Genomic DNA, 25,820 nt, shown 5'->3' on the forward strand with positions numbered 1-25,820 from the left:
GGGACTTCCAGTAAGAGGAAGTCCCGGAGGTATTAGCCAACCAGTATTTCGGTTGTATTGCTCTTGATATTGTGGAAAGCCCAGCTGTAAAGAATCTCAGCTACATCGTTCAAAGGCTTACGGATCTTAAGACCCATGTTGTAAGCAAAAGCTGATGATGTTTTATTAGCTTCTGGATTCCAGAGTTTTGCATTTTCAAGATTTACAAAGCTTGTTTTTTCTGCGTTTGCAATTGCCTTAATGTGGGCATTCATAAGATTAACTGATTTATCGTTTGAAGGGTTTTCAACAGAAACCAGCGCTATACGGCAGTTTTTGTTGAGAGCCTTAATACTTTCAACAAGTGCCAGATAATTTCTGTCGAAGGTTGAAGAATCAGATTTGAAAGTCTGAAGATCAGATTCGCCAAGGTGGATAAGAACTGCTTCAGGCTCAAGAGCAGCAATGTTTTTCTGGAAGTATTCGTTTGCATTTCCAACACTAAGCTTTGCTGTACTCTTGTTGTAGATGTCGAAGTTGAAGTTGAATTCTTTAGCAAGATTGCTTACAGGAATTTCTGTGTCTATGCTGCCACCCATAAGGATAACTGCATTTTTCTTTTCATTAGCTGCTGCAGGCTTATGAATCAATTCATCCAAAGAATATGTGTAGTTCATCATAGTATCCTCCTTTTCTACAACATTCTTAATATCGTTAGCTGTAATTTTGAGGCTTTTCTTAGCCTCAACCTTTTTATCCAGCGCTTTGTTTCTGATGTAAACAAAAACATTTGTCATTACTATTGCAAGGTTCAAAAAGTAAACAACAAGTACATAATTGTACTGACCATTGATGATTTTTGCAGAAATACCGGCAAGGTAGCCTGTAATAATCAAAATGATAAAAGGAAGACTGGTTCCTTTTGCTGTGCGTGCCTTGTATGCTTTAATTACATTCAAAGGCCATGAAAAACCAAAACAAACCAGCATAGCTGCTTCAAAAAGATGTGCAAGATTCATAACTAAACTCCTGTGTAAGCCCGCAAGTTGCCGGCTTTCTTTTACTTTATGACTTCATTATAGGCGGGAAAAAAAATAAAACAATTTTTTGAAAGTTAAAAAATCATTCTTCTTTTTGAAATTTTTTTTACTTACTAAAGGGGGTAAAAGAATTTAATGTATAGAAGTTAACTTCTTGACAGGTCAAACGGGGGGGGGGTAATATAGAAGAAACATATCAAAAAAGGGATGGAGTACAAAATGAAAAAAACAAAATTAATCTTGAACATTTTATTATGTATTACAGCAATTAGTTTTATTGCCTGTTCAAGTCCTTCAGGCTCAGATAATTCTGGTAATACAGACACTACCGGAACAAGTGGTGTTGACACAGGTACAAGTGGCACTGACACAGGAACCAGTGGCACTGACACAGGTACAAGTGGTACTGACACAGGAACCAGTGGTACTGGCACAGGAACCAGTGGTACTGGCACAGGAACTAGTGGTACTAGCGGAACTGGAACTGGTGGTACAGAAGGTACTGGCGGCTCAGGCGATACTGGTTCAGGAACTGGCGGTGGAAATGAAAATCCGCCTGTAACTTACATCGGAACAAAAGCACCGACAGAGGCAAAGGCTGTAGGAGACATTGTATTTACAGATGGTTCTGCAATGCCGTATTCTGAATATGCTGCGCTTTCTGAAGATGATGTAAAAACAGCAAAGAAAAACGCAGCCATAGCTTTGATTTTCTACAAGGGAACTGGATTGAACAGTGATGTAAATGGTGTTGCTGATAATACAACAAGTCGTACTTTAGGAGTTGGGTTAAAACACAACAAAACTTATCTAGCCTGGTGTATACCTTCTGCAAATGCATATTATAAACAAATTACTACAATTCTGTGTCCTCTTGAAGGAGAGGATAGTGCTTTAACATTTACAGGTGATAAAAATGGAAGCGATAATCTTGAACAGATAGAAGCTTTTGATGGAATTAGTGATACAGGAACAGGTGGTTCTACAACATCTGCTGAACAGGCTGCTTTGAATTATCCAGCTTTTTATTTTGGAAAGAACTATAAAGATCATTTTAGCAGAGTAGCAGGCACAGTTTACCAAAACGGCTGGTACTTACCAAGTATAGCAGAACTTTTCCAGATTTATGCCTGCAGAGAAGATTCAGTAAATGGATTTAATATTGATGAAGCAAGCGAATCTTTAGGTGGAGATAAGTTTGGGACTTGGAAGTACATGTCATCGTCTCAAAACAATTATGACCAGTGTAGTAAATATGCCTTGTTCTTCGGCTATGGGGGCTGGGGTAGACCCAGCAAGGGCAACACCGATAGTGAGTTTTGTTGTTGTATCCGGGAATTCAACTAATGTAATAATATAATTCAACTGCCGGCAAATTGCCGGCAGTGAACAAGGAATAAATATGTATACATTTGGAAAGGATGATATATTTATTGAAGAACAAGTAACAGGAAAAGATTTAGCAAAAATCTTACAAATTTTAGACAGTCATTTTACAGGTAAAAGTTATAATCAGCCGGTTTTGCTTAATAAAATATATTTTTGTATAAATGCTGGTTCTGTGCAGCCGCTTTCTGAATTTTTCCATATAAAATATGATGAACAGAATAAAAATGGAATGTTAGAAGTTGTTTTTTATAATTCAGAAAAAGTAAATTATGATTCTGTTATTTTATGGAAAAATTTTTCATCAGAATTGCTAAGCAAGGCTCAAAATGGTCTTCGTTATAAAACCCAATATTGTTCTTATTTTAATAATCCCGAATAATATGGATCTTGCCCGTGTTCTTTAGTAATTTCATCCAATTTTCTTCAGCTCTCCAACTCTTTGAAGTAAGTCAAAAAAATCTTTCTGATTACTTAGAACGCGGGGCAGGTAAGTCTGCAGGAAATCAAGATCCAGTCGGGCGAGCTTTTCTGTAAAGCTTTCGTAGCGGCTGCCTTTTGCGCAGGTAAGCAGAAGCTGGAATTGTTTTTTGTGCTTGTAGGCAAAGTCCAGATATTTTATGTAGTAGTCTTCCGGCTTTTCGGGGAGACGGCCTTTTTCTGCGTTTTCCCAGTAAATTATTTTGTCATTCTCGAGGCTTGCCGTTAGTGATTTTTGTCATCTGAAGCTTTCCAAGGTCCTTTTCAAGTTTATCAAGGGCAATCATGTTTTCAGGATCTTTAAAAGCATCCTCCTCATCAAACTCAATCATAACGTCATAGCTGTAAATATTTCCCAGCTTTGTTTCAAGAATTTTTTCGATTCGCTGAACAGATGGAACCTTGTTACCCATGAACTTCAGGTAGTCCATGTTTACTTCCATTTTCAGGAGGCCAGGAATACACAAGGCTATAACAACAACAGAAATAATTGTTACAAGCTTGCTTCGTTTTACAATCTTTTTTCCAATTCCTTCAAATACAAGGTCTGCCTTTGTTGCACCCTTTGTTTCTGCAAGTACAGGGGCCTTTTCTTTTTCCTGTCTGTCTGAAGAGCATCTTAAATGCGTTTATATAGTGAAGGGCATATCCGATAGAAAGCGCCATTCCCAGAAGAACCGGGAGCGACATCATATCTCCATCTGCCGGAATATTTATAAGGCTTGTAAAACCAAATACAGTTCCAATTCCAAGGAGAGTTTCAATAAATGGTACGATTACTCCGGAAACAGAGCGTGCAAAAATGATAAGACAAATGAGCATAACCAAAAAGCCAAGACCGATTCTGGAAACAAAATCCTTTGTAAGAATATCCTCTTTTTCGGCGGTAGTGTAGGCACTTCCAATTGGCATGAGGGTCCAGCGGTCACTTTTGAACTCATCGCTCATAATAACCTTTTCTGCGGCATGGCCTACGGCAGAAACATCTTCGCTTTCGTTTTTGAAAGGATTAAGCTTTAAGGAAATCCAGCATTCCCTTGCGTTGTCGGAAACGAGATTGTTGACGATGGATTCGCGGCTCATAATAAAGGCTTTCTTTTCAGCCAGTTCGCGGGCATCGCTTGGAATACCATCGTTGAAAGGACTTTTTACTTCATTCAAAATGTTAGTTGCAAATAACTTAGTTTAGTGATATTGTTAGTTAATGCTAATAAAAGTTAGTATAAACTAATAAAACTATAGGAGCCTGATATGACAGACGGAAGTAAGAAATTTCTTTGGGGAGTGGTTGCAGGTCTTGCAGCTGCTGCATTGATTAAGACAGATACCTTCAGAAAAGGCTGTGCCAAGGTTGTTGCAGGCGGACTTCAGCTCAAAGATGATGCTAAAGAATACTTTGAAACAATTAAAGAAGATGCCGAGGATGTAAAGGCCGAGCAGGACGCAAAGGCCTAGTTGTCATTGTCGGGCTTGACCCGACAATCTTTTCAAAGAAGTGTAATATGGATTTCATTATAAGGCACTCAATTCCAGGGCGGATCCGAATCCGCTATGATAAATCAAAAATTTCTAAGCGACAGGCTGCCCTTGCCCACAGTCTGCTTTCTGTTCAGGAAGGAATGACAGATGTTTCTGTGAACTATACAACTGCTTCCTTCCTCATTTATTACGACACAAAACAATTAACCGAAAAACATATCCGTGCCTATTTTATGGCACTTTCTGATAAGTATCTGAAAAATCAGGAAATGCTTGATGCCGTTGAAGAGCCTCAGGAAGAAGAAAGTCTTCTTTTTGATCTTGCCTGCATGACAGCCTGGCATTACTTTAAACAGATTTTGCCGCTACCGGTTAGACTTGCATTACGAGTCTGGTCGCTTGGCCCTCGCATTTTGAAGGGAGTTAAGCAGGTAGCGACAGGTAATATCTTTAAGTCTGAAGTGCTGGATGCTGCGGCAATTTCCATGGCACTTATTACCGGAGATACAAAAACTGCTTCAAATATCAATTTCCTGCTGAACATCGGAGACACAATAGAAGAGTTTACAAAAAAGAAATCTTATTCAGATCTTGCCAATCGCCTGCTTTCCCAGAATGATCAGGTGCAGCTGGTTACTAAAAATGAAAAAGGTGAAACTGTAGAAAAAACAGTTCCGCTTTCTTTTGTGAAAAAAGGTGATTTGGTCGCCGTTCGCACCGGCAGTATAATTCCTGTGGATGGTGAGGTTGTTCGCGGGGAAGGGCTTGTAAATCAGGCTTCTATTACAGGAGAGCCTCTTGCTGTAGAAAAACGTGAGGGCACTTCTGTTTTTGCCGGCACTGTGGTTCAGGAAGGGGAACTTTTTATTGAAGTTCGTGCTACCGGAAGTCAGACAAAGGTTCAGAACATTCTGACAATGATAGATAATTCGCAGTCACTCAAGGTTTCCTCTCAGGTGCGTTCGGAGCATCTGGCTGATTCACTTGTAAAATATAACTTTCTGCTTTCTCTTGCAGTTTTCCTTGCAACCGGCAATATGACAAAGGTGATGGCAACCCTTATGGTAGACTATTCCTGTGCCATGAAGCTTGCTTCTCCGATTGCAGTTTTGAGCGCAATGAAGGAAGCAGCAGAAAACGGAATAATCGTAAAGGGCGGAAAGTTCCTGGAAGAAGCCTCTCTGGCAGATACAGTTGTTTTTGATAAGACTGGAACTCTGACGGCAGCAACTCCTCAGCTGGCCCGCATAATGGCTTTTGGGGGACGTACAGAAGAGGAAGTACTTGCGCTTGCAGCTTGTCTTGAAGAACACTTTGCTCATCCGATTGCGACGGCAGTTGTGCATGCGGCGGCTGAGCGTGGACTCCTTCATCCGGAAGAGCATGCAAAGGTTGAATACATTGTTGCTCACGGAATTGCTACAAAATTACATGATAAGAAACTAACTATCGGTAGTCGTCACTTTATTTTTGATGATGAAAAAGTAAAAGAGCCGGCTGGGCTTGAAAATATCCAGAAAGAAGCAATTGCAAACGGCGAATCACTTTTGTATCTTGCAGAAGAAAAAGAATTGATTGGTATTTTTGCAATAAATGATCCGGTTAGAAAAAATGCCCCGGCAATTATCAAAAAACTTCATCAAAGTGGAGTGCGAAATTGTGTAATGATTACCGGCGATGACGAAGGAGCCGCCTGCAATGCCGCAAAAATCACAAAGATAGATCACTACATTTCGCGTGCTTTGCCGGAAGATAAATTCAAATACATAGAAGAACAAAAATGTCTCGGTCACAAGGTAATCATGATTGGTGATGGTATAAATGATGCTCCGGCCTTAGCCGCTGCCGACACAGGAATTGCCATGGGAGACTGTGCAGATATTACCGGCGAAACGGCAGATATAATCCTTTCCAGTGAGGACGGTCTTGAGGGCTTGTATAAAACCCGACTCCTTGGCACAAGGCTCATCGAAAAAATTGACACAAATAATCGTGGCATAGTTGCGGTAAACACAAGCTTTATGCTGCTGGGCCTATTTGGAATCATATCACCTTCTGTGGCCGCAATTCTGCATAACGCTTCAACCGTTGCCTTCAGCGTAAATGCCATGAAGCCGGTGCTGGATAACCGGTCATTGAGCTTGTCGAAATGACCTTACGGAGATGAACTGAGTTATGACTTATAATTATTTCCCCGGTCGCCTTCGCTTTCGAGATCCCATTCTTCGAGACACAGAAATAAGAAATGCTGCCCTCGAAGTTGTGCAGCTTATTTGTCCACAGGCGGAAATCACTTATAAGGAAAGTACGGCGAGTATATTGGCCCTCTATCCCGCAAACAAAGTAAATCCCGACTCACTTCAGCCGCTTCTGCCTCTTCTTCTAAAAATAGAACCCAAAATCCGCTTTTATAGGCCAAATAAAAAAAGTATTATTCTAGAAGGAATTGCGGAAATAAAATCACAAGTTGAAAAAATACAAAGTTAATAACAAGGAAGATAACAATGAATAAAACAATTTGGGATAGATTTGCACCTGTTTATTCTCTGGCAATGAAGTCGCAGAAAAATATTTATGATTATATGTATAAGCATATTGCAGATGCTGTGATGGGTAAAAAGGTTCTTGAGCTTGCAACCGGGCCGGGACTTATCGCAAAGCATGTAGCCTGGTCCGCAGAAAGAATTACTGCAACAGACTTTTCTCCGGAGATGATAGAGCAGGCAAAGAAAGGGAATGTTCCTTCTAACGTCGTTTTTGAAATTGCCGATGCCAGCGACCTGCATTATGAAGATAAGTTTTTTGACGTTGTGATTATAGCGAATGCCCTTCACGTAGTTCCGAATCCGGAAAAGGTTTTATCTGAAATTGACCGTGTGCTGGTAGACGGCGGACTTCTTATTTGCCCGACCTTTATTCACCGTTCAGCAGAGAAAAAAGAAAATCTCTGGGCAAAGATCTTAAAACTTGTTGGAATACATTTTGCCCACCAGTGGACTGCCGAAGAATTCAAAACTTTCATCGAAAGCAAGGGCTGGAAAATCACCGCAAGTGAAATTGTTCCTGGACGAATAGATTTATTTTATGCAGAATGTGTGAGGAAATAAAAAATGACAAAAGCAGAAAAAATACTGGAAAGTAAGACCTTCCTGAAAAATGAAATCGAAAAAGAGATTCCTGGTAACAAGACTGCAAGAGTCTGGCAAAAGTCTAAGGAAAAACTTGATGCCATTTTCACAAGTTATGGAGAGCTTCCCAAAGGTGTTGCACCCCACACAGACAGTTTTATTTTTCCTTCCGCTGCAATTTACCTTTCGCTTAAGGAAGAAGCGCCAGATAAAGCCTTTGAAATCATGAAAAATTCAATGAAAGAAAAATCTATGAAAACTGGGGAAAGCCTTGCTAAAATGACAAGAATTCCCGGTTTTAAAAAGTTCTTTTTGAAAATGTGGGATTCCTTAAGTCGGAAAATGTTTGGTGAAACAGCTGGTTTTAAGAATATATTTTATGATTGCCCGAAAGGTGAGTTCCGCATGGATATCACTCAGTGCCCATATAACAAATATCTTACAGAGCTTGGCTGTCCGGAGCTTACACAACTTTTCTGCAATAATGATATTTACACATACGGAAAGTTACCTGGCTTAAAATTCACAAGAACAAAAACTCTCGGAACCGGTGGTGACTGCTGCGATTTCAAGATGGAAATTATTAAGAAATAAAATTGTAGATAATTACTTCAAGCATAATGAGCTATTCCTTATTTTAGAAAGTTAGTGTATACTAACAAATAGAATGTTAGGGAAAACTAACAAAATAAAAAAAATAGGAGGCTCAAAATGAGCGAGTTTTTTAAGAACATCCCTCAAATTAAATTTGAAGGAAAAGATAGCAAAAATCCATGGGCATTCAAGTATTACAATCCTGAATTAACAATCATGGGCAAAAAGATGAGCGAACATCTTCCTTTTGCAATGGCCTGGTGGCATAACCTTGGCGCAAATGGTGTTGATATGTTCGGTTCTGGAACTGCCGATAAGTCTTTCGGCCAGACTCCGGGAACTATGGAGCACGCAAAGGCAAAGGTAGATGCAGGTATCGAGTTTATGAAAAAGCTCGGAATCAAATACTACTGCTGGCACGATGTTGACCTGGTTCCGGAAGATCCGAACGACATCAATGTAACTAACAAACGACTGGACGAGATTTCAGACTACATCCTGGAAAAGACAAAGGGTACCGACATTAAGTGTCTCTGGGGTACAGCAAACATGTTCGGTAATCCTCGCTTTATGAACGGTGCAGGCTCAACAAACTCTGCTGACGTTTACTGCTTTGCTGCTGCTCAGGTAAAAAAAGCGCTTGAGATTACTGTAAAGCTTGGTGGCCGCGGTTATGTATTCTGGGGTGGCCGCGAAGGCTACGAAACTCTTCTCAATACAGACGTAAAGCTTGAACAGGAAAATATTGCAAACCTTATGCACATGGCTGTTGATTATGGCCGCTCAATCGGCTTCAAGGGGGACTTCTACATCGAGCCTAAGCCAAAGGAGCCTATGAGCCATCAGTATGATTTTGATGCTGCAACTGCAATCGGCTTCCTCCGTCAGTATGGTCTTGATAAAGATTTTAAAATGAATATCGAAGCAAACCACGCAAGCCTAGCAAATCATACTTTCCAGCACGAGCTTTGTATCAGCCGCATTAACGGAATGCTTGGTTCTGTAGATGCAAACCAGGGAAATCCAATTCTTGGCTGGGATACAGATAATTTCCCTTGGAATGTTTATGATGCAACTTTGGCTATGTACGAAGTTCTCAAGGCCGGTGGTCTTACAGGCGGTTTCAACTTCGACTCAAAAAACCGCCGTCCTTCAAATACTTTCGAAGATATGTTCCACGCTTACATCATGGGAATGGATACTTTTGCTCTTGGTCTTATTAAGGCTGCAGAAATTATTGAGGACGGAAGAATTGACGGCTTTATCAAAGAAAAGTATTCAAGCTTTGAAAGCGGAATTGGTAAGAAGATTCGCGACAAGCAGACAACTCTAGAAGAGCTTGCTGCCCGTGCCGCAGAAATGAAAAAGCCATCAGATCCAGGTTCAGGCCGCGAGGAATACCTCGAAGGAGTTGTAAACAACATCCTCTTTCGCGGATAAATATCTGGATTAAAACAGGGGGACAAATATGTCTGATAGTTTTCAACTTTCTTTGTTTGATGATGAACCGGAGCAGGAAAAAAGCCTGGACTATATTGCCATAGATTTTGAAACTGCCAATCAATATGGGAGTAGCGCAATTTCCGTTGGTCTGGTTCGTTATGTAAACGGTAAAGAAACTGATAATATCTATGAACGTATTTGTCCTCCTACCGATTATTTTGTTCAGGAATGGATAGATAAAGTTCATCATCTTACTTATGCTGATGTAAAAGACAGTCCGAAGTTTCCTGAAGTCTGGGATGGAAAAATTATCCCATTTATTGAAAAGACACCGGGCCTTCCTCTGGTAGCTCATAATGCAAAATTTGATATGAGTGTAATCTGGGATGCCTGCAATTATTATCACCATAAGCTGCCTGGCTACAATTATTTTTGTTCACTGCAGCTTTCTAAAAAAGTCTGGCCCGAGTTTGAAAAGCACGCTTTAACTTTTCTTGGGCAGAAATTCGGAATAGAATACCTTGCTCACGATGCACTGGAAGATTCAAGAACCTGCGGCCTTATTGTAAATCTGGCTGCACAGAAAACAGCCTGCCGCACAGTTGAAGAGCTCCTTAAAAAGTGCGGATTAAAGCTCGATAAAATATAAAAGAAAAGAGCCGTTCACTAAGCGGGCTGAACGGCTCTTTAAGTAGATTAACAACAAACTTTATTAAATTTATAAGAGCAAAAAGTGTAAAAAAAACATGACATATTTGTTAGTGGCAACTAACAAATATAGAATACGATATTATTAACTATAAGTCAAGTAGGTTGGTAAAAATTTATCACATTTTTGAAATTCCCGCAGAATAGAATTGTGTAAGCTTGATTATATAATCCTTAGCATCTTCAAAAGTCATTTCTTTGATAAAAGGAATGAAAAGATTCTGGTAAAAAGAATAAGTTATGCTTTCGAAAAAGAGTTTGCGGGAAGAGTCGCTGATGCACCAGTTTTTAAGCAAATCAGTTGAAAAATCTTTCTGATTACTTAGAACGCGGGGCAGGTAAGTCTGCAGGAAATCAAGATCCAGCTGGGCAAGCTTTTCTGTAAAGCTTTCAAAGCGACTGCCTTTTGCGCAGGTAAGCAGAAGCTGGAATTGTTTTTTGTGCTTATAGGCAAAGTCCAGATATTTTATGTAGTAGTCTTCCGGCTTTTCGGGGAGACTGCCTTTTTCTGCGTTTTCCCAGTAAATTATTTTGTCATTTTTGAAGAGCTCCATAAAATCTGAGTAGGCGGGATTGATTATCGCTTCGAAGAGAGCTTCCTTATTTTCGAAGCGGGTGTAAATGGCACGCGGAGAAGTCTGGGCTTTTTGGGCGATTGTGCGGACGGAAGAGTTTTCGAAGCCGTTTTTTAGGAACTCTCGGCTCGCGGTTTCTATCAGTTTTTTTGTAACTCCAATAATTCTTTGTGGCATTTTTTCTCCTATTAGAGGAGGGGGAAGTCTCCCCCTCGCTTCAAACGCCTTCGGCGTTTTCCGCTACCCTCTCTACGGGGGCTTCGCCCCCGTAACGCCCCCAGCTTATTCATTCTGCAATGTATACAACTTCTTATAAACTTCGCAGTTTTTCATCAGTTCATTATGAGTGCCGTTACCGACAACTCTTCCCTGGTCCAGCACAATGATTCTGTCACAGTTTACTATTGAGCGCAAGCGGTGCGCAATCATCAAAACCGTACGACCGTTAGTTAGTTTTTCAATTGCATTCTGAATCTTTGTTTCTGTTTCAGGGTCAATTGAAGCAGTGCTTTCGTCTAATAATACAATAGGCGCATCTTTAAGCAAGGCTCTTGCAATTGAAAGCCTCTGACGTTCACCACCACTCAAGGTGTGTCCGTTTTCTCCAAGCACTGTATCAATTCCGTCCGGCAACTTTTCGATAAATGGCATACACTGAGCCATTTCTGCGGCTTTCAAAACTTCCTCGCGGCTGGCATTTTTATTTCCAATCAAAATGTTATTGTAAATTGTATCATTAAAAAGAGTAACATCCTGGAATACAATTGAAAATAACTTAAAAAGATTTTCCGGTGCGACATTTTTTATATTCTGACCGCCTGCTAAAATATCGCCGGAATCGTTATCCCAGAAGCGGGCTGCAAGACGGCAGATTGTAGATTTACCACTTCCCGAAGCACCAACGAGGGCTGTGTACTCTCCCTGCTTTGCAGTAAAAGAAACATTCTGAAGAACCGGCTTATCATTTTTATTATAAGCAAAGCTTACATTCTTAAACTCAATATCATAATTCTTTGCTTCAATATCAGCCGAACCAGACTGCTCCGGATAGTCTCTGATATTTTTAATTCTTCTGGAAGCCACCTTAGAAGCAATTACCGCTCCAAGATGCTCGCAGGTATAAGAAAGGGGCTCGTATACCCAGACAGAAAAGAGCATGAACACAATATAAACGGCAGCCGTAATTTCTCCTCTGACAAGCAGGCGGGCACCTACAATCGCAACTACTCCAATTCCCATTCTGAGAACGTTATAAGCAGTTGAAACGCTCAAGCCCGAAAGAAACTCGAAGAGGACAAGATGTGGAACAAGACGCTTCATCTTTTTTTCAAGCCCCTTCTGATATTTTGCTATGTTTCCCGAGGCCTTAAGAACCTTAATGTTTTCCAGATATTCCTGAATGCCGTCTGTAATTGCAAGCTTCATGTTACGGTTTTTCTGGTGAGTTTTACCGGAAATAGGATCACAAAGAGACATTGCAAGAGCAGCCAGAGGAAGCACGGAAAACAAAGCAAGCGTCATCTTTACATTCACAAAAAAGAGGACAGCTACAGTTACCCCAATTCCAATAAAACCGCCGATAAATTCTGTCAGCTGATTTGCAAGAATACCTTCAATAATTCCGATATCATCCATAATTGTAGAAGTGAGGTCGCTCAAATCATGCTTGGAAAGAAAGCTTTCCGGCAGGCGGCGAAGCTTGTCGGCCACTCCCATTCTTAAAGTGAGGTTTTCTTTTGAAGCAGAAAGATATTTTTCCTTGTACATTTTTCTATAGGCAAAATACAGGGCAAGAACAAGAAGCGTTCCAATTCCAAAAATTACAAGATAAGAAAAATCAATTTTATTTCCGCTGGTACCGGCCGCAAACATTTTGCTGATTGTCTGATAAATCAAAATCAAAGGCAGCATCGCCACAATCTGAAAAATTGCAAGCCAGACAGAAGATTTATAAATTGCACGGCGGCCATTTTTTGTAAGAGTTTTTAATATACTAAGCATGAACTTCCTCCTTTTTCTCTTTTCCGATTTTCCAGCTGACTGCTTTTGAATATTCGCTGACCATGTTTTTATATTTTCCTTTCAGTTTCATAAGGCTGTCATGATTTCCTTCTTCAATAATCCGGCCGTTTTCAATAACGCAGATTTTGTCTGCATTGCGGACGGTAGACATTCGGTGGGCAATCATAATTACCGTTTTGTTTTTCAAAAGCTCTTCAAAGGATTTTCTAATCAGATATTCATTTTCTGCATCTGCAAAGGCTGTTGCTTCATCAAGAATGATTACAGGAGAATCCTTAAGGATGGCACGGGCAATCGCAATTCGCTGAATTTCACCGCCCGAAAGATAAACTCCCTTTGAGCCGAACATGGTATCAATTCCATCCGGGAGCTTTTCAAGAATGTCATCGCACTGGGCCAGGTGCAGGGCACGTAAAATTTCGTCGCGGCTGGCATCCGGCTTATACAGGGCAACATTTTCTGCAATAGTCATTTTCAAAAGACTGTTTTCCTGAAAGACAATGCTGATATAATCATTCAAATCTTTTTCGCTGATATCCTTAATGTTTACTCCACCCAGAAGCACTTCCCCCTGAGTGACATCGCGCAGGCGGGCCGCCAGAGAAGCAATAGTACTTTTTCCGCCGCCGGACATTCCCACTAGAGCTGTAGTTTTTCCTTCAGGAATCTCAAGGTTAATTCCATCAAGTGCCAGAGGAAGATTTTCTGCATAGCGGAAGCTTACATCCTTAAAATTAAAAGTGAAGTTTGCAGGCTTTGCATTTCCCCTGTATTCCATTGGCTTTTCATCTAAAATCTTTTTAAGACTTTCCATGGCTTCATCAACAATAATCGATTCAGAAGAGTTTCCCATAATGCGTTTTAGAATCGTAACTTCCATTGGAATAATCGAAGCAAAGAAAACAAAGGAGCAGATAAGGTTCATTGTATTTCCGCCCTTATTGAAAAGGAAGACGGCGGTAGGAACCAGGGCATAAAAAACACTGTTGATTGCAGTGTTGTAAAGACTGTCAGCCGTCATCATGGAAATTGCAAATTTGTAAACATAATCACAAAAGCCGTTGACCGCATTTTTGTAGCGGGAAAAAGAATCCGCTGTCTGCCCGAATGTTTTCATAACTGGAATGCCGCGAACATATTCAACAGCCGCGTTGGACATATCCTTTGAAGCCTGCTGATATTTATGAACGAACTCACCGCCGTTTCCCATCATAATTGCCATCAAAAGTACAAAGCCGATGATTACCGGAATAAGACAGGCCACTGAAAGCAGAACGCTGTAACGGAACATAAAAACAACAAAAGCAATCGGAAGAACAATTGACATTGTGGTGTTTGGAATCTGATGAGCCATCATAGTTTCGGTTGCGTCTGTATTTTTTTCGATAAGCTTACGAAGACTTCCGCTAGGGTTAGAATCATGAAAGCCGCCCGGCAAAGCTCCAATATGATTTATCATCTTCCGCTTAAGACGCATTACCGTGTTAAAGGCTGTGATGTGAGAAAAAAGCAGGGAAATGCCGTAAAGACCATAAGCTGCACAAACTGCAAAAACGATGCCCTTGCCATATTCAGCAAGCAGGCCGGCATTTACGGCTTTTATATTGCCCGCATTCAGAATCAGTTCCTGTGCAATCTTGTAAACGTAGGTGTAAGCATAAATATTTTCCACAGCAGAAAAGGCTGCAAAAATAATGCTGAATACCATTGTGATTTTGAAGGGCCCCATTGAACGAATCAAAAAGGGCAGGTTGGATTTTTGTTTCATTTTTTACTCCTGAAAAAGGTGGTTTCGATACGGCCTCTGGCCTACTCAACCACCGTATGTTTGAAACAGTGTTTCAATATATCTCTTGAAAAGCCTGATACTTTCGTACCAGGCAAAATTCAAGGAGGTATATTATGTATTTGGTTCTACTTTTTTATTTTCTTTTAGGTGTTTTCTTAAAATCAGCCAGCCGAGGAATACTCCGGCAAAGGCCAGTGCAAAAACGATGAGGGTAGAAACTATTCCCATAAAGCCGGAAGTAAAGCGAATCATCTGATCCATAGCCTCTGGTGTCTGGCCGCGGCCAATCCATTCAGCTTTATAGCTTTCGAGGAAGAACCAGCTTGGAACCATTGTTCCCCAGGCTTGTCCTACATGGAAAATTCCTGAAGCAAGAGCTACCTTCCAAACAGCAGGTTTCTCTTCGCGGGAAGCAATGAAGTCTGCAATAATTGCTCCTACCATTGAAGTAATGAACCATGGCAGATATCCGGCTCCCATGATTGAGAAAATCAACATGCAGATTGCCTGCATGATTGTAAACTGGAAAAATTTACCAACCTTGCGGGTTACAAAAAACATTACAGCTCCGGTTAGAAATCCGCAGATTCCAGGACTGATTGCATGTCCGAATTGCCCGAGCACCATGGTGACACAGCTGGCAAGCATGTAGAAAACCATATACAATGCCGTCAGCAAGGCGGTCATTACTACATCTTTGATTTTGAGTTTACGCATAGTTACGCTCCTTTTTTATAATACTGTCAGCACCTGCCGACTTTTTTTGCATAAAGTCAAAGATTTCATTCAGCTCCCCGAGAGTCTGGGAAGATAAAATAAAATCCTTTTCTATTTTTCCGTCATTCAGAAAGACAATTCTGTCTGCAACATGGCGGATAAATTCATAGTCATGAGAAATTACAAGAATTCCAGCATTTTGACGAAGACTTATAACTTCTTTTGAAACCTTCTGCATGGAAGCAACATCAAGGCCGCTTGTAGGTTCATCAAAAATAACCAGCTGGCGGTCACAGAGCATTGCCATACCAATCTGAAGTCGCTGTTTTTGCCCGCCACTTAGTTCGAATGGATGAGCGTCTTTGTATTCTGCAAGCCCAAGATATTCCAGGGTTTCATTTATTTTTGCAGAATCTTTCCTAACTAACGATAGTTCGTTTTCTGCGGAGGTTCCAAAAAGCTGATAATCTGGATCCTGCATAATGAAAAAAGGAAGGTCTTTTGTCTTTACAGAGCCTGAATCTGGCTTAATACTTTTACACAAAAGCTTTGCAAGTGTTGTCTTACCAGCTCCATTGTTTCCTACAAGAACTGTTACTTCACCTTTTTTTAACTGAAGATTTACATTCTTTAAAATATTTTTCCACTCTGCATTTTCTATGCTTGCGCAAACTGATTTTTCTGAATCAGGGAGTTTTTCAACAAAAGGAAGGTCCAGTGAAAAAATATTAAAACTGCGGGTATCATAACCGCTTTTTTTGAAGGCCTCTTCGCTGTCATAAATATTAAGCTTTTCTTTATCCATAAAGAAAACACGGTCAATAATTCCGTTCAGATAGTAAAAACGGTGGTCTGCAACTATTACAGAAATTCCTCGATCTTTCAGCCAGCTGATAATCTGACCAAGCTTCATAGCATTTCCATAATCAAGATTTGCAGAAGGTTCATCAAAAAGAACAACCTGCTGATCCATTGTGAGGGCAGAGGCAAGGGCTACCATCTGGCGTTCGCCGCTGGAAAGCAGGAAGATGTTTTTGTCCATCAGCTTTTCAAGACCAAAGGTTTTTACAAGGTCGCTGAGCTTTTGCTGCATCTGCTCTTTTGAATAGCCGTAATTTTCCATAGGGAAAACAAGCTCGCTTGTAGTATTGTCTGTGAAAAACTGAGAGCGGGGATTCTGGAATACAGAACCAATCTCGCGGTTAAGCTCATGCATTTTAAGCGTGCTGTAATTTTTATCATTGATAGAAAGCTGACCGTTCAATTCACCTTCTGTAATTGCAGGAATCAATCCATTCAAACATCTGAGAAGGGTGGATTTTCCGCAGCCGCTGTTTCCGGTAAGCAGAATCACTTCGCCTTTGTTGATTTCAAAATTGATATCATGAATTCCTTCGCTGGAATCTTTATATTCAAAAGAAAGCTTGTCGGTTTTCATTATTTTTTGTACCATACAAAACCTCCGATGAGTCCTGCTATAAAGAGGACAAGAATCAAAGCATCAGTAAATCTGAATTTCTGTTCAAAGTAGGAAGTGCGTTTTATAGGCGCATCAATTCCCTTAACGAGGCCGGCAGCCGTAACTTCTTCTGAAAGAGCGGCACATCTGAAAAGCTGTGGAACTACAAAATACTGAAAGCTTTTTACAGGACGACGCAGGGTAAAAGGAATGCCGCGCAGTCTCATAGATTCCCGGATATATTTGAACTCGCGGGCAAAGGTTGGAATATATTTCAGAGTGATTGTAACTGCTACAACCAGTGTTCGCGGGATACGCATAGTCTCGAGTGAGGAAAGTAGTTCCGCAGACGAATATTTTTTCATCAGTGCAAATACCAGACCAAAGCATGGTACCGACTGCTGCAGTACTACAAGAAAAAGTGCAAAGGATTCTATCGGATGAAAAATACTGCTAAGCATTATGATTCCTTCCATCCCTGCATACACAAGGGCAGTTATCAGAAAGATTTTATAACAGCCCATTGCAAGCAGAAGAACCGTTGCAAAAATTACAAGATAGATTTTTAAGAAGCTGCCATTCAAAAAGATATACATTGAAGGAGCGAGAATATTTATAACGATAAGGACAATCGGATTTAGTTTTAGCTTGGGCATTTATCTCTCCTTATGCCTGATTTACAGGATTTATCTGATTAAAGTCGCGTAGACAGATTTCACAGTCGCAGCATTCTTTGATGAGTTCACGGTCGTGAGTAACTACGATTACAGTTTTTCCCTGGTCTTTGAGGCTGCGGAGGATTTGTCCGATTTGCAGCATGTGGGTGTAGTCCAATCCGCTGGTTGGTTCATCAAAAAGCATGATGTCGCGGCCGCTTGCTATGGCAGAGGCTACCGCTACTCGCTGTTTCTGTCCGCCAGAAAGGGACTGCGGATGGCGGTCTGTGAATTGTTCAAGATCTAGCGAGGCGAGAATGCGTCGTGCTTCTTCTTCGTTTTCTTCCGGCTGGCTGATAAGAACTTCGTCTAAAACGCTTTCTGTAAATAACTGATGATTAACGTCCTGCATTACAAAGTAAATCAGTTTCTGGCGCTGACTGGCTTTGTAAGTTTTGCCATTATAGATGAGAGTTCCTTTTGAACGATGGCCAAGACCGCAGAGGCAGTTGAGCAGGGTAGTTTTACCATCGCCGTTGTTTCCGGTTATGGCTGTGATTTTGCCCCGAGGAATTTCAAGATAAGGAATATTGAGGGCAAGATAACCATTTCTATATTTATATTTAAAATTTTTAAGTGTGAGACTGTTGTTATCATTTTGAATAGAAAATCTTTTTTTAGTTTGAGTATGTCTTGCACTTCTCAGTCCCAGCGCGTGTAATTCCTCTTCACTGATTTTATCCATCTGGGCACGGCTGAGTTCCTGAACAATCTGCCCGTCTTTTAAAACTACCGTTCTATCTGCTAAGTCCCAGAGATAAGAAATTCGGTGCTCTGCAACGATTATGGTTTTACCTTCGCTCTTCCACTTTTTCAGAAGACCGGCAAGCTCATCAATTGTGCGTAAATCAAGATTGGCGCTAGGTTCATCAAGAAGGATTATTTTATTTCCTGTAACTGCAACAGAGGCGCAGGCGATTTTCTGTTTCTGGCCGCCGCTTAAATCAAAAAGGCTGCGGTTCATCAAAGGTTCAAGATGAAGTTCTGAAACGGTTTTATCAATTCGCTGCAAAATCTCACTTTCTTCCATTCCCTGATTTTCGCAGGCAAAGGCAAGCTCGCTTGTTGTATCAACATTAAAAAACTGAGAACGAGGATTCTGGAAAACGGTGCTGACGCTTTTTGCTGTGTCATAAAGTTCTGCGTGACTGACATCAAAGCTGTCTACGGTAACCGAACCTTCAAGATTGCCTTCGAAAAAGTTTGGAATAAGGCCGTTTATAAGACGGAGAATTGTAGTTTTGCCGCAGCCAGAGCCACCTGTGAGAAGAATAAATTCTCCTTCTGTTACAGATAGATTCACGCCACGCAGGCTGCCATTAGAAATCTTTTCGCCAATTCCACCGGCACTACCTCTTTCAAGTCCTTCTCCTGAGTTATATTCAAATGTTACATTTTTTAATTCAACCATGTTTTGATTCCTTTTCTAAATCTTTTTTACTATGAAAATGCCAGTGATTTTTATTCCAGATTAAATGTGTATGTTCATGGCTATGGATTATTCTATGAGTATGAGTTGTGCCGTCATGTGTATGAGTAAAAACATGTTCGTGCTGATGGCAGTGAGCATGAGATAAAGTATCAAAAATCAAAAAAACAATTCCAGCAATCATAATTGTCAGAGCAATAAAATACTGAGCAGATAATTTTTCACCAAGCAAAATGAAAGATAATAAAGCACCCACAAAAGGATTTACTGCATAAAAGGCGCTCGTCTTCGCTGCCCCAAGAAACTTTTGCGCACGGACATAGGTAAAAATACTAAGACCATAGGCTACGAATCCAAGCAGGAGAACTAAAGGAATGTATCGGCTATCAAAAATCATGTTTGTATTTGCGGAATTAAAATCACCAAGAAGAGCGGCAACAATAAGTGCTCCGCTTCCACTGGCAAGCCCCTTTACCGTAACAATCTGATAAGTGCTTTTTTCTGAGAGCCGTCTTGTGCAGTTATTTTCAAGTCCCCAACAAAGAGTTGCTCCAAGAACGAAAAGTGAACCGGTAGAAAAATTAAATAATCCTTGTTGTAGAGAAGATATATTTTCAAAAGAAAGAATTATGCTTGCAAGTGTAATTAAAATAATCGAAATCCAAAGTCTGAAACTTACTCTTTCTTTAAAGATGGCCAGAGCAATAATCGTAGTTGCAACAATTTCAAAATTGCCAAGTAGAGAGGCACTCGAAGAAGATCCTGTTTTTACTCCTTGCATCAGTAAAATTGGTGCAGCAATATCAAGGATTATCATGGCGATTGTATATGGCAGGTCAGATTTTGAAAGACTTTTTGATTTGTCCTTGTTTTTTATTTGAAAGAGATAAATAATTCCAATGCCAATTCCTGCTCCCAGATACAAAAAGCCAGCCATAGAAGCAGCTGGAATTTTTGTAAGCAGAAGTTTTGAACAGGGAATATTGATTGCATAAAAAACTGCTGCTAAAAAAGCATACATAAATTGAATCATTATAAAATTCCTATGGCGCGTAAAATAACAAAAGCAAGTCCGCCAGCAAGACAGGTAAAAGTTATATAATCGCACCAGCCAAAACCGAGTTTGCAGATGTTTGTTCGCTTGTCAGGGCCGCCTAGTCCTCGGGTAAGCGAAGCTGCGCTCAGCTCCTGCCCAATTTTTACAGAACAAGTCATCATTGGGATCAGACGGTATTCAATCATTTGCAGGGCCTTTTTGCCGCCGAACTTGATGTCGCGCATAGCCATTGCCTTGTTTATGCTGCTGGCCTCTTCTACGACTGTCGGGAAAAAGCGGAACATAACGGCCAGAGGAATTGTGATTTTCTGGCTCACGTGCATGCGTTCCATGGCGGCTATGAATTCGCTGACGGTGGTTGTGGAAACAACATACATACCAGTCATGATTCCCGGCATAAAACGAAGAACGATTCCGCACATGGCAAGAATCAGAAAGTTTAGAAGGCCTTTGCAGTGCGGCATGAGCAGCGTGGAAAAAGCATAGGCTAGTGAATAAAAGATTACCGAAAATAAAACCGGTTTCCATTTACCGGATGCCAGCAGCAGTAAAAGTGGCAGGTAATTTAGGGCTACACGGAATTCTGCGGCGGCATTTCCTCCTGCGTTTCCAAGAACGAAAACTGAAACAAAGACCAGCAGACATAATTTTGTTCTTGGATCTAATAGTGTTTTTTTATTTGATGATTTCAGGATTTCCATAGTGTTATACCGGGGGTGTTGCGGGGGTGTCCCCCGCTAGAAGGGGTAGGTGGCAACGAAGTGCCACCGAGGGGGATGCTTCCCCCTCCTTATTATACAATTCCGGCCTTAGCGAAATGTTTCTTCAAAATCTTACGGCCAAGAAGACCACCAAGAATTCCAAAGACAAAACACAAAAGAATATGAACCGGGAACATCCAGACTGGGAAAAGCTTTGTAAGAGCGTCAATGTACTCCTGACCAAAGTCCTGTCTTGTAGACCAGTATTTATCTGCAAAGAAGAAAAGCGGAATATAGTTGCTTACAATCCAGAAGCAGAAAACTGCGTGGCAAAGAACAGCACATTTTGCACTCTTGTATTCGCCCTTCTTCAAAATTAATTCTGCAATGAGGCCTGAAAAAATACCGATTACAAAAGCGTAATACGACATTCCTGTGAGCCACATAAGAAGGCCCATAATGATTGTCATAATCCAAACCATGCCGAACTTTTTTACTTTTGTAAGAAAGAGCATGAAAGGAATACCGCCGAGCAAAGGCATAAGAATTGAATATGATGGCATGAAGATTGGGATAAAGCCCAGCATTGCAAGAGCCATAATTACTACAAAATAAATTGCGGCAAAAATACCGATGTTAATAAGGTCTTTACCTTTAAGCTTTTTTGAATCGTCCATAAAAATCTCCTTTTATCATAAAGTTAGTAAAAACTAACAATATAGGTTAGTGTATACTAACAAAATATTAATAATTCGTCAATTCATTGTAAAATTGTGTTATTTACAAAAAGGGTGAAATTTGCTTGTGTTTTTGACACTATTCAATTTTTTAAATAAATTTGACAATTTTACTCGCTACTGTTATATTTAAGTTAACAAGCCCCCGCACACTTGCATTCGCAGTGACCCATGCGGGGTTATCTTTTTTAAAGGAGTTTTTCTTTGGCAAAACCAATTTACACTAAACCTGCACTTAAAATACAAGATCAGGCGAAACTCCTTTACAGTCGTAATCTATCTGGAATAAAGACTTCTGAATTATTAAAGGAACTTGAGCGTACAAGCTATTATCGTATTTCGGGATATGCATTCCCATATCAAGATAAATTAAATAATGATCGTTTTATTATTAATAATGCTTGGAAAACAATCTCAGCAGATTATAAACTTGATGAAAAAATAAGACATTTACTTTTTGCTTCAATTGGTAAGATTGAAATTACATTGCGAACACAACTTATTTATCAAATGTCTATTACTCATGGTGCAAACTGGTATAGTGATACATCTCTTTTTCGCGATACAACGAAGTTGTTAAAAGACCATGCTGATTTATTGAAAAACTGGAACCGTTCTAATGATTTATTTGTACAACATTACAAAAACAATTATGATACTTCAAAAGAGCCTCCTGCTTGGATGATTTTTGAAACGACAACCTTTGGTTCACTTTCACGTTATTTTGAAAATATCAAATATAAAGATATTGGAAAAAATGCAATCTGTAATTATTGGCACATAACAGACCGTAAAGATTACGATACGTTTTCAGGCTGGCTTAAGAATGTAAATACAGTTCGTAATATCTGTGCACATCATTCACGACTTTTTAGTAGAGTATTTCCATATAAAGCAATGCCACTTTTACGATGTGCAGATAAGTCTTTTGTGATGAGTTGGCCAAATAATACAAAGGTTTATGCATCAATTTGTATAATCAGAAATCTGCTATCGATATGTAATCCAGAATTCAAATTTGAAAAGAAGTTGAGAAAAATACTTCGAAACGTATCAAAAACACAACTTAATATGATGGGCTTTCCTTCAGATTGGAAAAAGTATTTTTGATTAAATCATCTCCAGAAAATTTTCCAGCGCCGCAATCTGTTCTTTAGTCAACTTTTCTGCCTTTTGGATTAATGTATGATATTTTTTATAAAGGCGAGCCTGGGCTTGTGTTTCATCTGAGAAATCTTTTTGATTTTTAGGATTAGTTTCTTTACCAGTTACAAGATATTCAACACTTACTCCGAGGGCGGCTGCAATCTTTACGGCGTTTTCGGCGGAAGGACTTGCAGATTTTTGAACAAGATAATGATTCAATGTATTAAGGCTGATTCCTGTTTTTGCAGCAAGCTCTTTTGTTTGAATATCTCTAAAAGTCAATTCATCTTTAAGATTTTCTCTAAATCCCATAAAAATTATTCTAACCTTTTTTGATTAGTAAACTGTGTTTAATTGCAAGATAAGATTAGTGATGATATAATAAATCAAATATGGTTAAGAGAAAAAAATCTAATCATTTATTTAATTAAAAAACTTGTTTTTATTATTTATCAATATAGAAATGCTATGTGGATAATTAAAATATTTGGTTTGTCCAAGAATCTTAATCTTAAAAAATTTGAAAACTAACTCCGGACAAACAAATATAGAAAAGTAAAGGAATTTTTGTATGTCAAAAAAAAGCATTGAAGAAAAAATTGAAGATATTGCTAAGAAACAATTAGCATCATTACATTATTATACAAAAACAGATTTTATTAATTCTGAAATTGAGAATGCCTTGAAATCAGCTCCCTCGAAATCAGGAGGCGATGGACCAAACTATCCAGATATAAAATTGCTTCTTGAAACAAAATCATTAAGACGTATTCCTGTCATGATTGAAGTAAAAGGTACTAAAGGCGTTTTAATAAAAGAGGCAAATGGAGTAATAGAAAATACGAAAAAAGATGGGACTCCGAATGTAAATAATATAAAAAAATTTGCTGTAAATGGTGCGGTTCATTATGCTAATGCAATTATTTCTTTTTCCAATTGCTATAATGAAGTGATTGCGATTGGAATGAATGGATACGAGGAATCGTCTGCTATAAAAACAGAATTTGGTGTTTATTATGTTTCTAAAGATAATTATGGGATTCCAAAGAAGATAGATGATTATTCTGATTTGTCTTTTTTATTAAAAGAAAATGAAGATTTGTTAATAGACAAAATTGATAATTTAAAGTTGACATCAAATGAAATAGAACAGAAATCGAAAGAGTTTGAAAACGAAATTGAAAAAAGATTAAATTCTTTAAACGAGATAATGCAAGGAGTTTTACAGATTTCTGTCGGTTCTAGGGTTGAATTAGTTTCAGGAATGATAATGGCTGGACTTGGCGTAGAAGGAAAAGTAATGCCGTTGGAAATCAATGAGTTAAAAGGTGAAACAGGAAAAAACAATAATGATGGATTTACAATTATAAATAAAATAGGCTCATTTTTAGAGGAAAAAAATCTTCCATCAGAAAAAAAGGCAATGATTATAAATGATCTTTCTAGAGTATTTATTTATTCTGATTTATGGAAACCAATTGATGGGGAAAGTAAATTAAAAAGTGTATATACTATTGTGAAAAATGAATTAATGCCTATTTTTACTTCTGCAAAACATTTAGATTTTACTGGAAAATTATTTAATGTTTTAAACAAATGGGTTGAAATACCTGACAGTGATAAAAACGATGTAGTTCTAACGCCTCGTTATATTACAGAATTAATGGCAAAATTGGCTCAGGTAAATAGAAAAAGTTATGTTTGGGATTATGCTGCTGGATCTGCAGGATTTTTGGTTTCTTCCATGAAGTTAATGATTAAAGATGCAGAAGAAAAAATTAAGAGCCCAAAAGAATTAAAGAAAGCAATAAAAAAAATTAAGGAAGAACAACTTTTAGGTATAGAAAAACGTTCTGATATATATCTTCTTGCAGTCTTAAATATGATTCTCATGGGAGATGGCTCATCAAATATTGTTCATAAGAATAGTTTAACAGAATTTGAAGGTAATTATGAACAGGGTGAATTGAAAGGAAAAGCGTTTCCTGCAAATGTCTTTTTATTAAATCCTCCATACTCAGAAGATGGAAAAGGCTTGAATTTTGTAAAAGCAGCTTTGGAAAAAATGAGTTCAGGAAAAGCTGTTATATTAATCCATGAGAGTGCAGGAAATGGACAGGGATTGCCGTATACAAAAGAGTTATTAAATAACAATACTTTATTAGCTAGTATAAGAATGCCAGATATTTTCAAGGGAAAGGCATCTGTACGAACAGCGATTTTTCTTTTTGATATTGGCATACCACATAATAAAAATCAGATTGTAAAGTTTATAGATTTTTCGAACGATGGTTATGCAAGATTAACAAAAAAGAAAGCAAAGAATCAAGATGTTAATCTACAAGACGTTGATAACGTTCAAGGTCGTTATGAAGAATTAGTAAATCTTGTTTTGTATGGAAAGCAATACTTAAATATTTATTCAGAAAATGAATATATCGAAGATACTATAACTTTTGAGGGAAATGATTGGTGTTTTTCTCAACATATAAAAGCAAAAGAAAAACCTGAGATTAAAGAATTTGAACGAGATATTAAAAACTATTTGACATGGAAAATTTCAAATATCATTCAAGGAAATATTGATGATAAATTAAAATTGTCACTTTTTTCAAATACTACACTTACAAGAGAGGAAAAGAATGCAATAGAATTGTATATGAATGAATCAGTTCATTTTGAATCTTTTGAAATTGGTAAAGATTTATTTGATATACATCCAACTGCGGCTTATAAATTTACTAATAGAGTTTTGCATAAAACATCTGGGACAGTACCTGTTCTTGCTAATTCTAGTGAAAATAATGGAATAGGAAAATTTGTCGATCTTTCTCCTACTGAAAAAGGAAATATGATAACATTTTCTGATACTACAGATACAAAAACAATTTTTTATCAGCCATATGACTTTATTGGTTATTCTCATGTACAAGGATTGTATGCTTTATATCCAGAAGAACATAAATGGAATGAGAATTCTTTATTATTTTTTGCGACAAGTTTTAGAAATCAAGCAGACAGAAAATTTGATTACGTTATGAAATTTAATAGAGATATTGCAAAAACTATGTGTGTCTTATTACCTTGTAAAAAAGATAATAAAATAGATTTTGATTTTATTGATAATTTTATGAATGGTTTGAGAAAAACAGTTATATCACAAGCTTTTTCAAATGATAAAACAAATTATCACCAAAATCCAAATTACGGTGTATTAAAAATCGCAGAATCATAA

The 25,820-nt window shown here is 38.7% G+C and carries 25 protein-coding genes; 11 read left to right on the top strand and 14 right to left on the bottom strand.

What is annotated here, in order from left to right; translation table 11 throughout:
• Window positions 1-32: 32 nt before the first annotated feature.
• Window positions 33-998 (bottom strand): SGNH/GDSL hydrolase family protein, encoded by a 966-nt coding sequence (locus tag G626_RS18135; RefSeq protein ID WP_022933028.1) that lies wholly within the window; start codon window positions 996-998, stop codon window positions 33-35.
• A 240-nt stretch (window positions 999-1,238) separates the two neighbouring features.
• Between G626_RS18135 and G626_RS18230 the strand changes: the two genes are divergently transcribed.
• Together G626_RS18230 and G626_RS0112005 are read left to right on the top strand one after the other, a co-directional pair.
• Window positions 1,239-2,366 carry a hypothetical protein gene (locus tag G626_RS18230; protein ID WP_022933029.1) on the top strand — a complete coding sequence of 376 codons (1,128 nt, stop codon included), beginning with the start codon at window positions 1,239-1,241 and terminating at the stop codon, window positions 2,364-2,366.
• Window positions 2,367-2,421: 55 nt separating this feature from the next.
• Window positions 2,422-2,787: a hypothetical protein gene (locus G626_RS0112005; RefSeq protein ID WP_022933030.1), complete on the top strand. Its 366-nt coding sequence runs from the start codon at window positions 2,422-2,424 to the stop codon at window positions 2,785-2,787.
• Between the two features lie 304 nt (window positions 2,788-3,091).
• Here G626_RS0112005 and G626_RS0112010 read toward each other — a convergent pair whose 3' ends face one another.
• Together G626_RS0112010 and G626_RS0112015 are read right to left on the bottom strand one after the other, a co-directional pair.
• On the bottom strand, window positions 3,092-3,316 hold the full coding sequence (locus tag G626_RS0112010) for a hypothetical protein (RefSeq protein WP_022933031.1): 225 nt from the start codon (window positions 3,314-3,316) through the stop codon (window positions 3,092-3,094).
• A 103-nt stretch (window positions 3,317-3,419) separates the two neighbouring features.
• Window positions 3,420-4,046: an MMPL family transporter gene (locus tag G626_RS0112015; RefSeq protein ID WP_022933032.1), complete on the bottom strand. Its 627-nt coding sequence runs from the start codon at window positions 4,044-4,046 to the stop codon at window positions 3,420-3,422.
• Between the two features lie 90 nt (window positions 4,047-4,136).
• Here G626_RS0112015 and G626_RS0112020 point away from each other — a divergent pair, with 90 nt between their 5' ends.
• The 7 genes from G626_RS0112020 (at window position 4,137) to G626_RS16570 (ending at window position 10,178) form a co-directional block, all read left to right on the top strand.
• Window positions 4,137-4,340 (top strand): hypothetical protein, encoded by a 204-nt coding sequence (locus G626_RS0112020; RefSeq protein WP_022933033.1) that lies wholly within the window; start codon window positions 4,137-4,139, stop codon window positions 4,338-4,340.
• A 47-nt stretch (window positions 4,341-4,387) separates the two neighbouring features.
• Complete coding sequence (locus G626_RS0112025) at window positions 4,388-6,517, top strand: heavy metal translocating P-type ATPase (protein ID WP_022933034.1); 2,130 nt, start codon at window positions 4,388-4,390, stop codon at window positions 6,515-6,517.
• A 22-nt stretch (window positions 6,518-6,539) separates the two neighbouring features.
• Window positions 6,540-6,851 carry a hypothetical protein gene (locus tag G626_RS0112030; protein WP_022933035.1) on the top strand — a complete coding sequence of 104 codons (312 nt, stop codon included), beginning with the start codon at window positions 6,540-6,542 and terminating at the stop codon, window positions 6,849-6,851.
• Between the two features lie 17 nt (window positions 6,852-6,868).
• Complete coding sequence (locus G626_RS0112035; protein WP_022933036.1) at window positions 6,869-7,471, top strand: class I SAM-dependent methyltransferase; 603 nt, start codon at window positions 6,869-6,871, stop codon at window positions 7,469-7,471.
• 3 nt (window positions 7,472-7,474) lie between these two features.
• Window positions 7,475-8,086: an L-2-amino-thiazoline-4-carboxylic acid hydrolase gene (locus G626_RS0112040; protein WP_022933037.1), complete on the top strand. Its 612-nt coding sequence runs from the start codon at window positions 7,475-7,477 to the stop codon at window positions 8,084-8,086.
• Between the two features lie 117 nt (window positions 8,087-8,203).
• Window positions 8,204-9,526, top strand: coding sequence for a xylose isomerase (gene xylA / locus G626_RS0112045; protein WP_022933038.1), 1,323 nt, complete (start codon window positions 8,204-8,206; stop codon window positions 9,524-9,526).
• 28 nt (window positions 9,527-9,554) lie between these two features.
• On the top strand, window positions 9,555-10,178 hold the full coding sequence (locus tag G626_RS16570; protein ID WP_022933039.1) for an exonuclease domain-containing protein: 624 nt from the start codon (window positions 9,555-9,557) through the stop codon (window positions 10,176-10,178).
• Between the two features lie 178 nt (window positions 10,179-10,356).
• Here G626_RS16570 and G626_RS0112055 read toward each other — a convergent pair whose 3' ends face one another.
• The 10 genes from G626_RS0112055 to G626_RS0112100 all read right to left on the bottom strand — a co-directional run bounded on the left by G626_RS0112055 (window position 10,357) and on the right by G626_RS0112100 (window position 21,379).
• Window positions 10,357-10,989 carry a TetR/AcrR family transcriptional regulator gene (locus tag G626_RS0112055; RefSeq protein WP_022933040.1) on the bottom strand — a complete coding sequence of 211 codons (633 nt, stop codon included), beginning with the start codon at window positions 10,987-10,989 and terminating at the stop codon, window positions 10,357-10,359.
• A 105-nt stretch (window positions 10,990-11,094) separates the two neighbouring features.
• Window positions 11,095-12,813: an ABC transporter ATP-binding protein gene (locus G626_RS0112060; protein ID WP_022933041.1), complete on the bottom strand. Its 1,719-nt coding sequence runs from the start codon at window positions 12,811-12,813 to the stop codon at window positions 11,095-11,097.
• On the bottom strand, window positions 12,806-14,602 hold the full coding sequence (locus tag G626_RS0112065) for an ABC transporter ATP-binding protein (protein ID WP_022933042.1): 1,797 nt from the start codon (window positions 14,600-14,602) through the stop codon (window positions 12,806-12,808). The genes G626_RS0112060 and G626_RS0112065 overlap by 8 nt, the downstream gene beginning before the upstream one ends.
• A 132-nt stretch (window positions 14,603-14,734) precedes the next feature.
• On the bottom strand, window positions 14,735-15,340 hold the full coding sequence (locus G626_RS16575) for an MptD family putative ECF transporter S component (RefSeq protein ID WP_022933043.1): 606 nt from the start codon (window positions 15,338-15,340) through the stop codon (window positions 14,735-14,737).
• Entirely contained in the window at window positions 15,333-16,793 is a 1,461-nt protein-coding gene (locus tag G626_RS16580; RefSeq protein ID WP_022933044.1) for an ABC transporter ATP-binding protein, read from the bottom strand. The genes G626_RS16575 and G626_RS16580 overlap by 8 nt, the downstream gene beginning before the upstream one ends.
• Window positions 16,778-17,455 (bottom strand): energy-coupling factor transporter transmembrane component T, encoded by a 678-nt coding sequence (locus G626_RS0112080; RefSeq protein ID WP_022933045.1) that lies wholly within the window; start codon window positions 17,453-17,455, stop codon window positions 16,778-16,780. Before G626_RS0112080 ends, G626_RS16580 begins: the two co-directional genes overlap by 16 nt.
• Window positions 17,456-17,465: 10 nt before the next feature.
• Window positions 17,466-18,926 (bottom strand): ABC transporter ATP-binding protein, encoded by a 1,461-nt coding sequence (locus G626_RS16585; RefSeq protein WP_022933046.1) that lies wholly within the window; start codon window positions 18,924-18,926, stop codon window positions 17,466-17,468.
• The gene (locus tag G626_RS0112090) at window positions 18,919-19,977 is read right to left on the bottom strand and encodes a DMT family transporter (RefSeq protein WP_022933047.1); all 1,059 of its coding nucleotides are present in this window, start codon (window positions 19,975-19,977) and stop codon (window positions 18,919-18,921) included. Before G626_RS0112090 ends, G626_RS16585 begins: the two co-directional genes overlap by 8 nt.
• Window positions 19,977-20,702 (bottom strand): energy-coupling factor transporter transmembrane component T, encoded by a 726-nt coding sequence (locus tag G626_RS0112095; protein WP_022933048.1) that lies wholly within the window; start codon window positions 20,700-20,702, stop codon window positions 19,977-19,979. The genes G626_RS0112090 and G626_RS0112095 overlap by 1 nt, the downstream gene beginning before the upstream one ends.
• A 92-nt stretch (window positions 20,703-20,794) precedes the next feature.
• Window positions 20,795-21,379, bottom strand: coding sequence for an MptD family putative ECF transporter S component (locus G626_RS0112100; RefSeq protein WP_022933049.1), 585 nt, complete (start codon window positions 21,377-21,379; stop codon window positions 20,795-20,797).
• A 264-nt stretch (window positions 21,380-21,643) separates the two neighbouring features.
• On the opposite strand from G626_RS0112100, the gene G626_RS0112105 reads away from it, so the two are divergent.
• Entirely contained in the window at window positions 21,644-22,549 is a 906-nt protein-coding gene (locus tag G626_RS0112105) for an Abi family protein (protein WP_022933050.1), read from the top strand.
• On the opposite strand, the gene G626_RS17670 is transcribed toward G626_RS0112105, so the two are convergent.
• Window positions 22,550-22,897, bottom strand: coding sequence for a helix-turn-helix domain-containing protein (locus tag G626_RS17670; protein WP_022933051.1), 348 nt, complete (start codon window positions 22,895-22,897; stop codon window positions 22,550-22,552).
• Between the two features lie 259 nt (window positions 22,898-23,156).
• On the opposite strand from G626_RS17670, the gene G626_RS16595 reads away from it, so the two are divergent.
• Window positions 23,157-25,820 carry an N-6 DNA methylase gene (locus G626_RS16595; RefSeq protein WP_022933053.1) on the top strand — a complete coding sequence of 888 codons (2,664 nt, stop codon included), beginning with the start codon at window positions 23,157-23,159 and terminating at the stop codon, window positions 25,818-25,820.

Origin of the sequence: Treponema bryantii NK4A124, assembly GCF_000421345.1 — a bacterium.
Taxonomy (GTDB): Bacteria; Spirochaetota; Spirochaetia; order Treponematales; family Treponemataceae; genus Treponema_D; species Treponema_D bryantii_B.

What these genes read in the sequence shown, in the direction of transcription:
- G626_RS18135 (WP_022933028.1), bottom strand. Translation starts at nt 998, where the DNA reads ATGAATCTTGCACATCTTTTTGAAGCAGCTATGCTGGTTTGTTTTGGT.
- G626_RS18230 (WP_022933029.1), top strand. Translation starts at nt 1,239, where the DNA reads ATGAAAAAAACAAAATTAATCTTGAACATTTTATTATGTATTACAGCA.
- G626_RS0112005 (WP_022933030.1), top strand. Translation starts at nt 2,422, where the DNA reads ATGTATACATTTGGAAAGGATGATATATTTATTGAAGAACAAGTAACA.
- G626_RS0112010 (WP_022933031.1), bottom strand. Translation starts at nt 3,316, where the DNA reads ATGGACTACCTGAAGTTCATGGGTAACAAGGTTCCATCTGTTCAGCGA.
- G626_RS0112020 (WP_022933033.1), top strand. Translation starts at nt 4,137, where the DNA reads ATGACAGACGGAAGTAAGAAATTTCTTTGGGGAGTGGTTGCAGGTCTT.
- G626_RS0112025 (WP_022933034.1), top strand. Translation starts at nt 4,388, where the DNA reads ATGGATTTCATTATAAGGCACTCAATTCCAGGGCGGATCCGAATCCGC.
- G626_RS0112030 (WP_022933035.1), top strand. Translation starts at nt 6,540, where the DNA reads ATGACTTATAATTATTTCCCCGGTCGCCTTCGCTTTCGAGATCCCATT.
- G626_RS0112035 (WP_022933036.1), top strand. Translation starts at nt 6,869, where the DNA reads ATGAATAAAACAATTTGGGATAGATTTGCACCTGTTTATTCTCTGGCA.
- G626_RS0112040 (WP_022933037.1), top strand. Translation starts at nt 7,475, where the DNA reads ATGACAAAAGCAGAAAAAATACTGGAAAGTAAGACCTTCCTGAAAAAT.
- xylA (WP_022933038.1), top strand. Translation starts at nt 8,204, where the DNA reads ATGAGCGAGTTTTTTAAGAACATCCCTCAAATTAAATTTGAAGGAAAA.
- G626_RS16570 (WP_022933039.1), top strand. Translation starts at nt 9,555, where the DNA reads ATGTCTGATAGTTTTCAACTTTCTTTGTTTGATGATGAACCGGAGCAG.
- G626_RS0112055 (WP_022933040.1), bottom strand. Translation starts at nt 10,989, where the DNA reads ATGCCACAAAGAATTATTGGAGTTACAAAAAAACTGATAGAAACCGCG.
- G626_RS0112060 (WP_022933041.1), bottom strand. Translation starts at nt 12,813, where the DNA reads ATGCTTAGTATATTAAAAACTCTTACAAAAAATGGCCGCCGTGCAATT.
- G626_RS0112065 (WP_022933042.1), bottom strand. Translation starts at nt 14,602, where the DNA reads ATGAAACAAAAATCCAACCTGCCCTTTTTGATTCGTTCAATGGGGCCC.
- G626_RS16575 (WP_022933043.1), bottom strand. Translation starts at nt 15,340, where the DNA reads ATGCGTAAACTCAAAATCAAAGATGTAGTAATGACCGCCTTGCTGACG.
- G626_RS16580 (WP_022933044.1), bottom strand. Translation starts at nt 16,793, where the DNA reads ATGGTACAAAAAATAATGAAAACCGACAAGCTTTCTTTTGAATATAAA.
- G626_RS0112080 (WP_022933045.1), bottom strand. Translation starts at nt 17,455, where the DNA reads ATGCCCAAGCTAAAACTAAATCCGATTGTCCTTATCGTTATAAATATT.
- G626_RS16585 (WP_022933046.1), bottom strand. Translation starts at nt 18,926, where the DNA reads ATGGTTGAATTAAAAAATGTAACATTTGAATATAACTCAGGAGAAGGA.
- G626_RS0112090 (WP_022933047.1), bottom strand. Translation starts at nt 19,977, where the DNA reads ATGATTCAATTTATGTATGCTTTTTTAGCAGCAGTTTTTTATGCAATC.
- G626_RS0112095 (WP_022933048.1), bottom strand. Translation starts at nt 20,702, where the DNA reads ATGGAAATCCTGAAATCATCAAATAAAAAAACACTATTAGATCCAAGA.
- G626_RS0112100 (WP_022933049.1), bottom strand. Translation starts at nt 21,379, where the DNA reads ATGGACGATTCAAAAAAGCTTAAAGGTAAAGACCTTATTAACATCGGT.
- G626_RS17670 (WP_022933051.1), bottom strand. Translation starts at nt 22,897, where the DNA reads ATGGGATTTAGAGAAAATCTTAAAGATGAATTGACTTTTAGAGATATT.
- G626_RS16595 (WP_022933053.1), top strand. Translation starts at nt 23,157, where the DNA reads ATGTCAAAAAAAAGCATTGAAGAAAAAATTGAAGATATTGCTAAGAAA.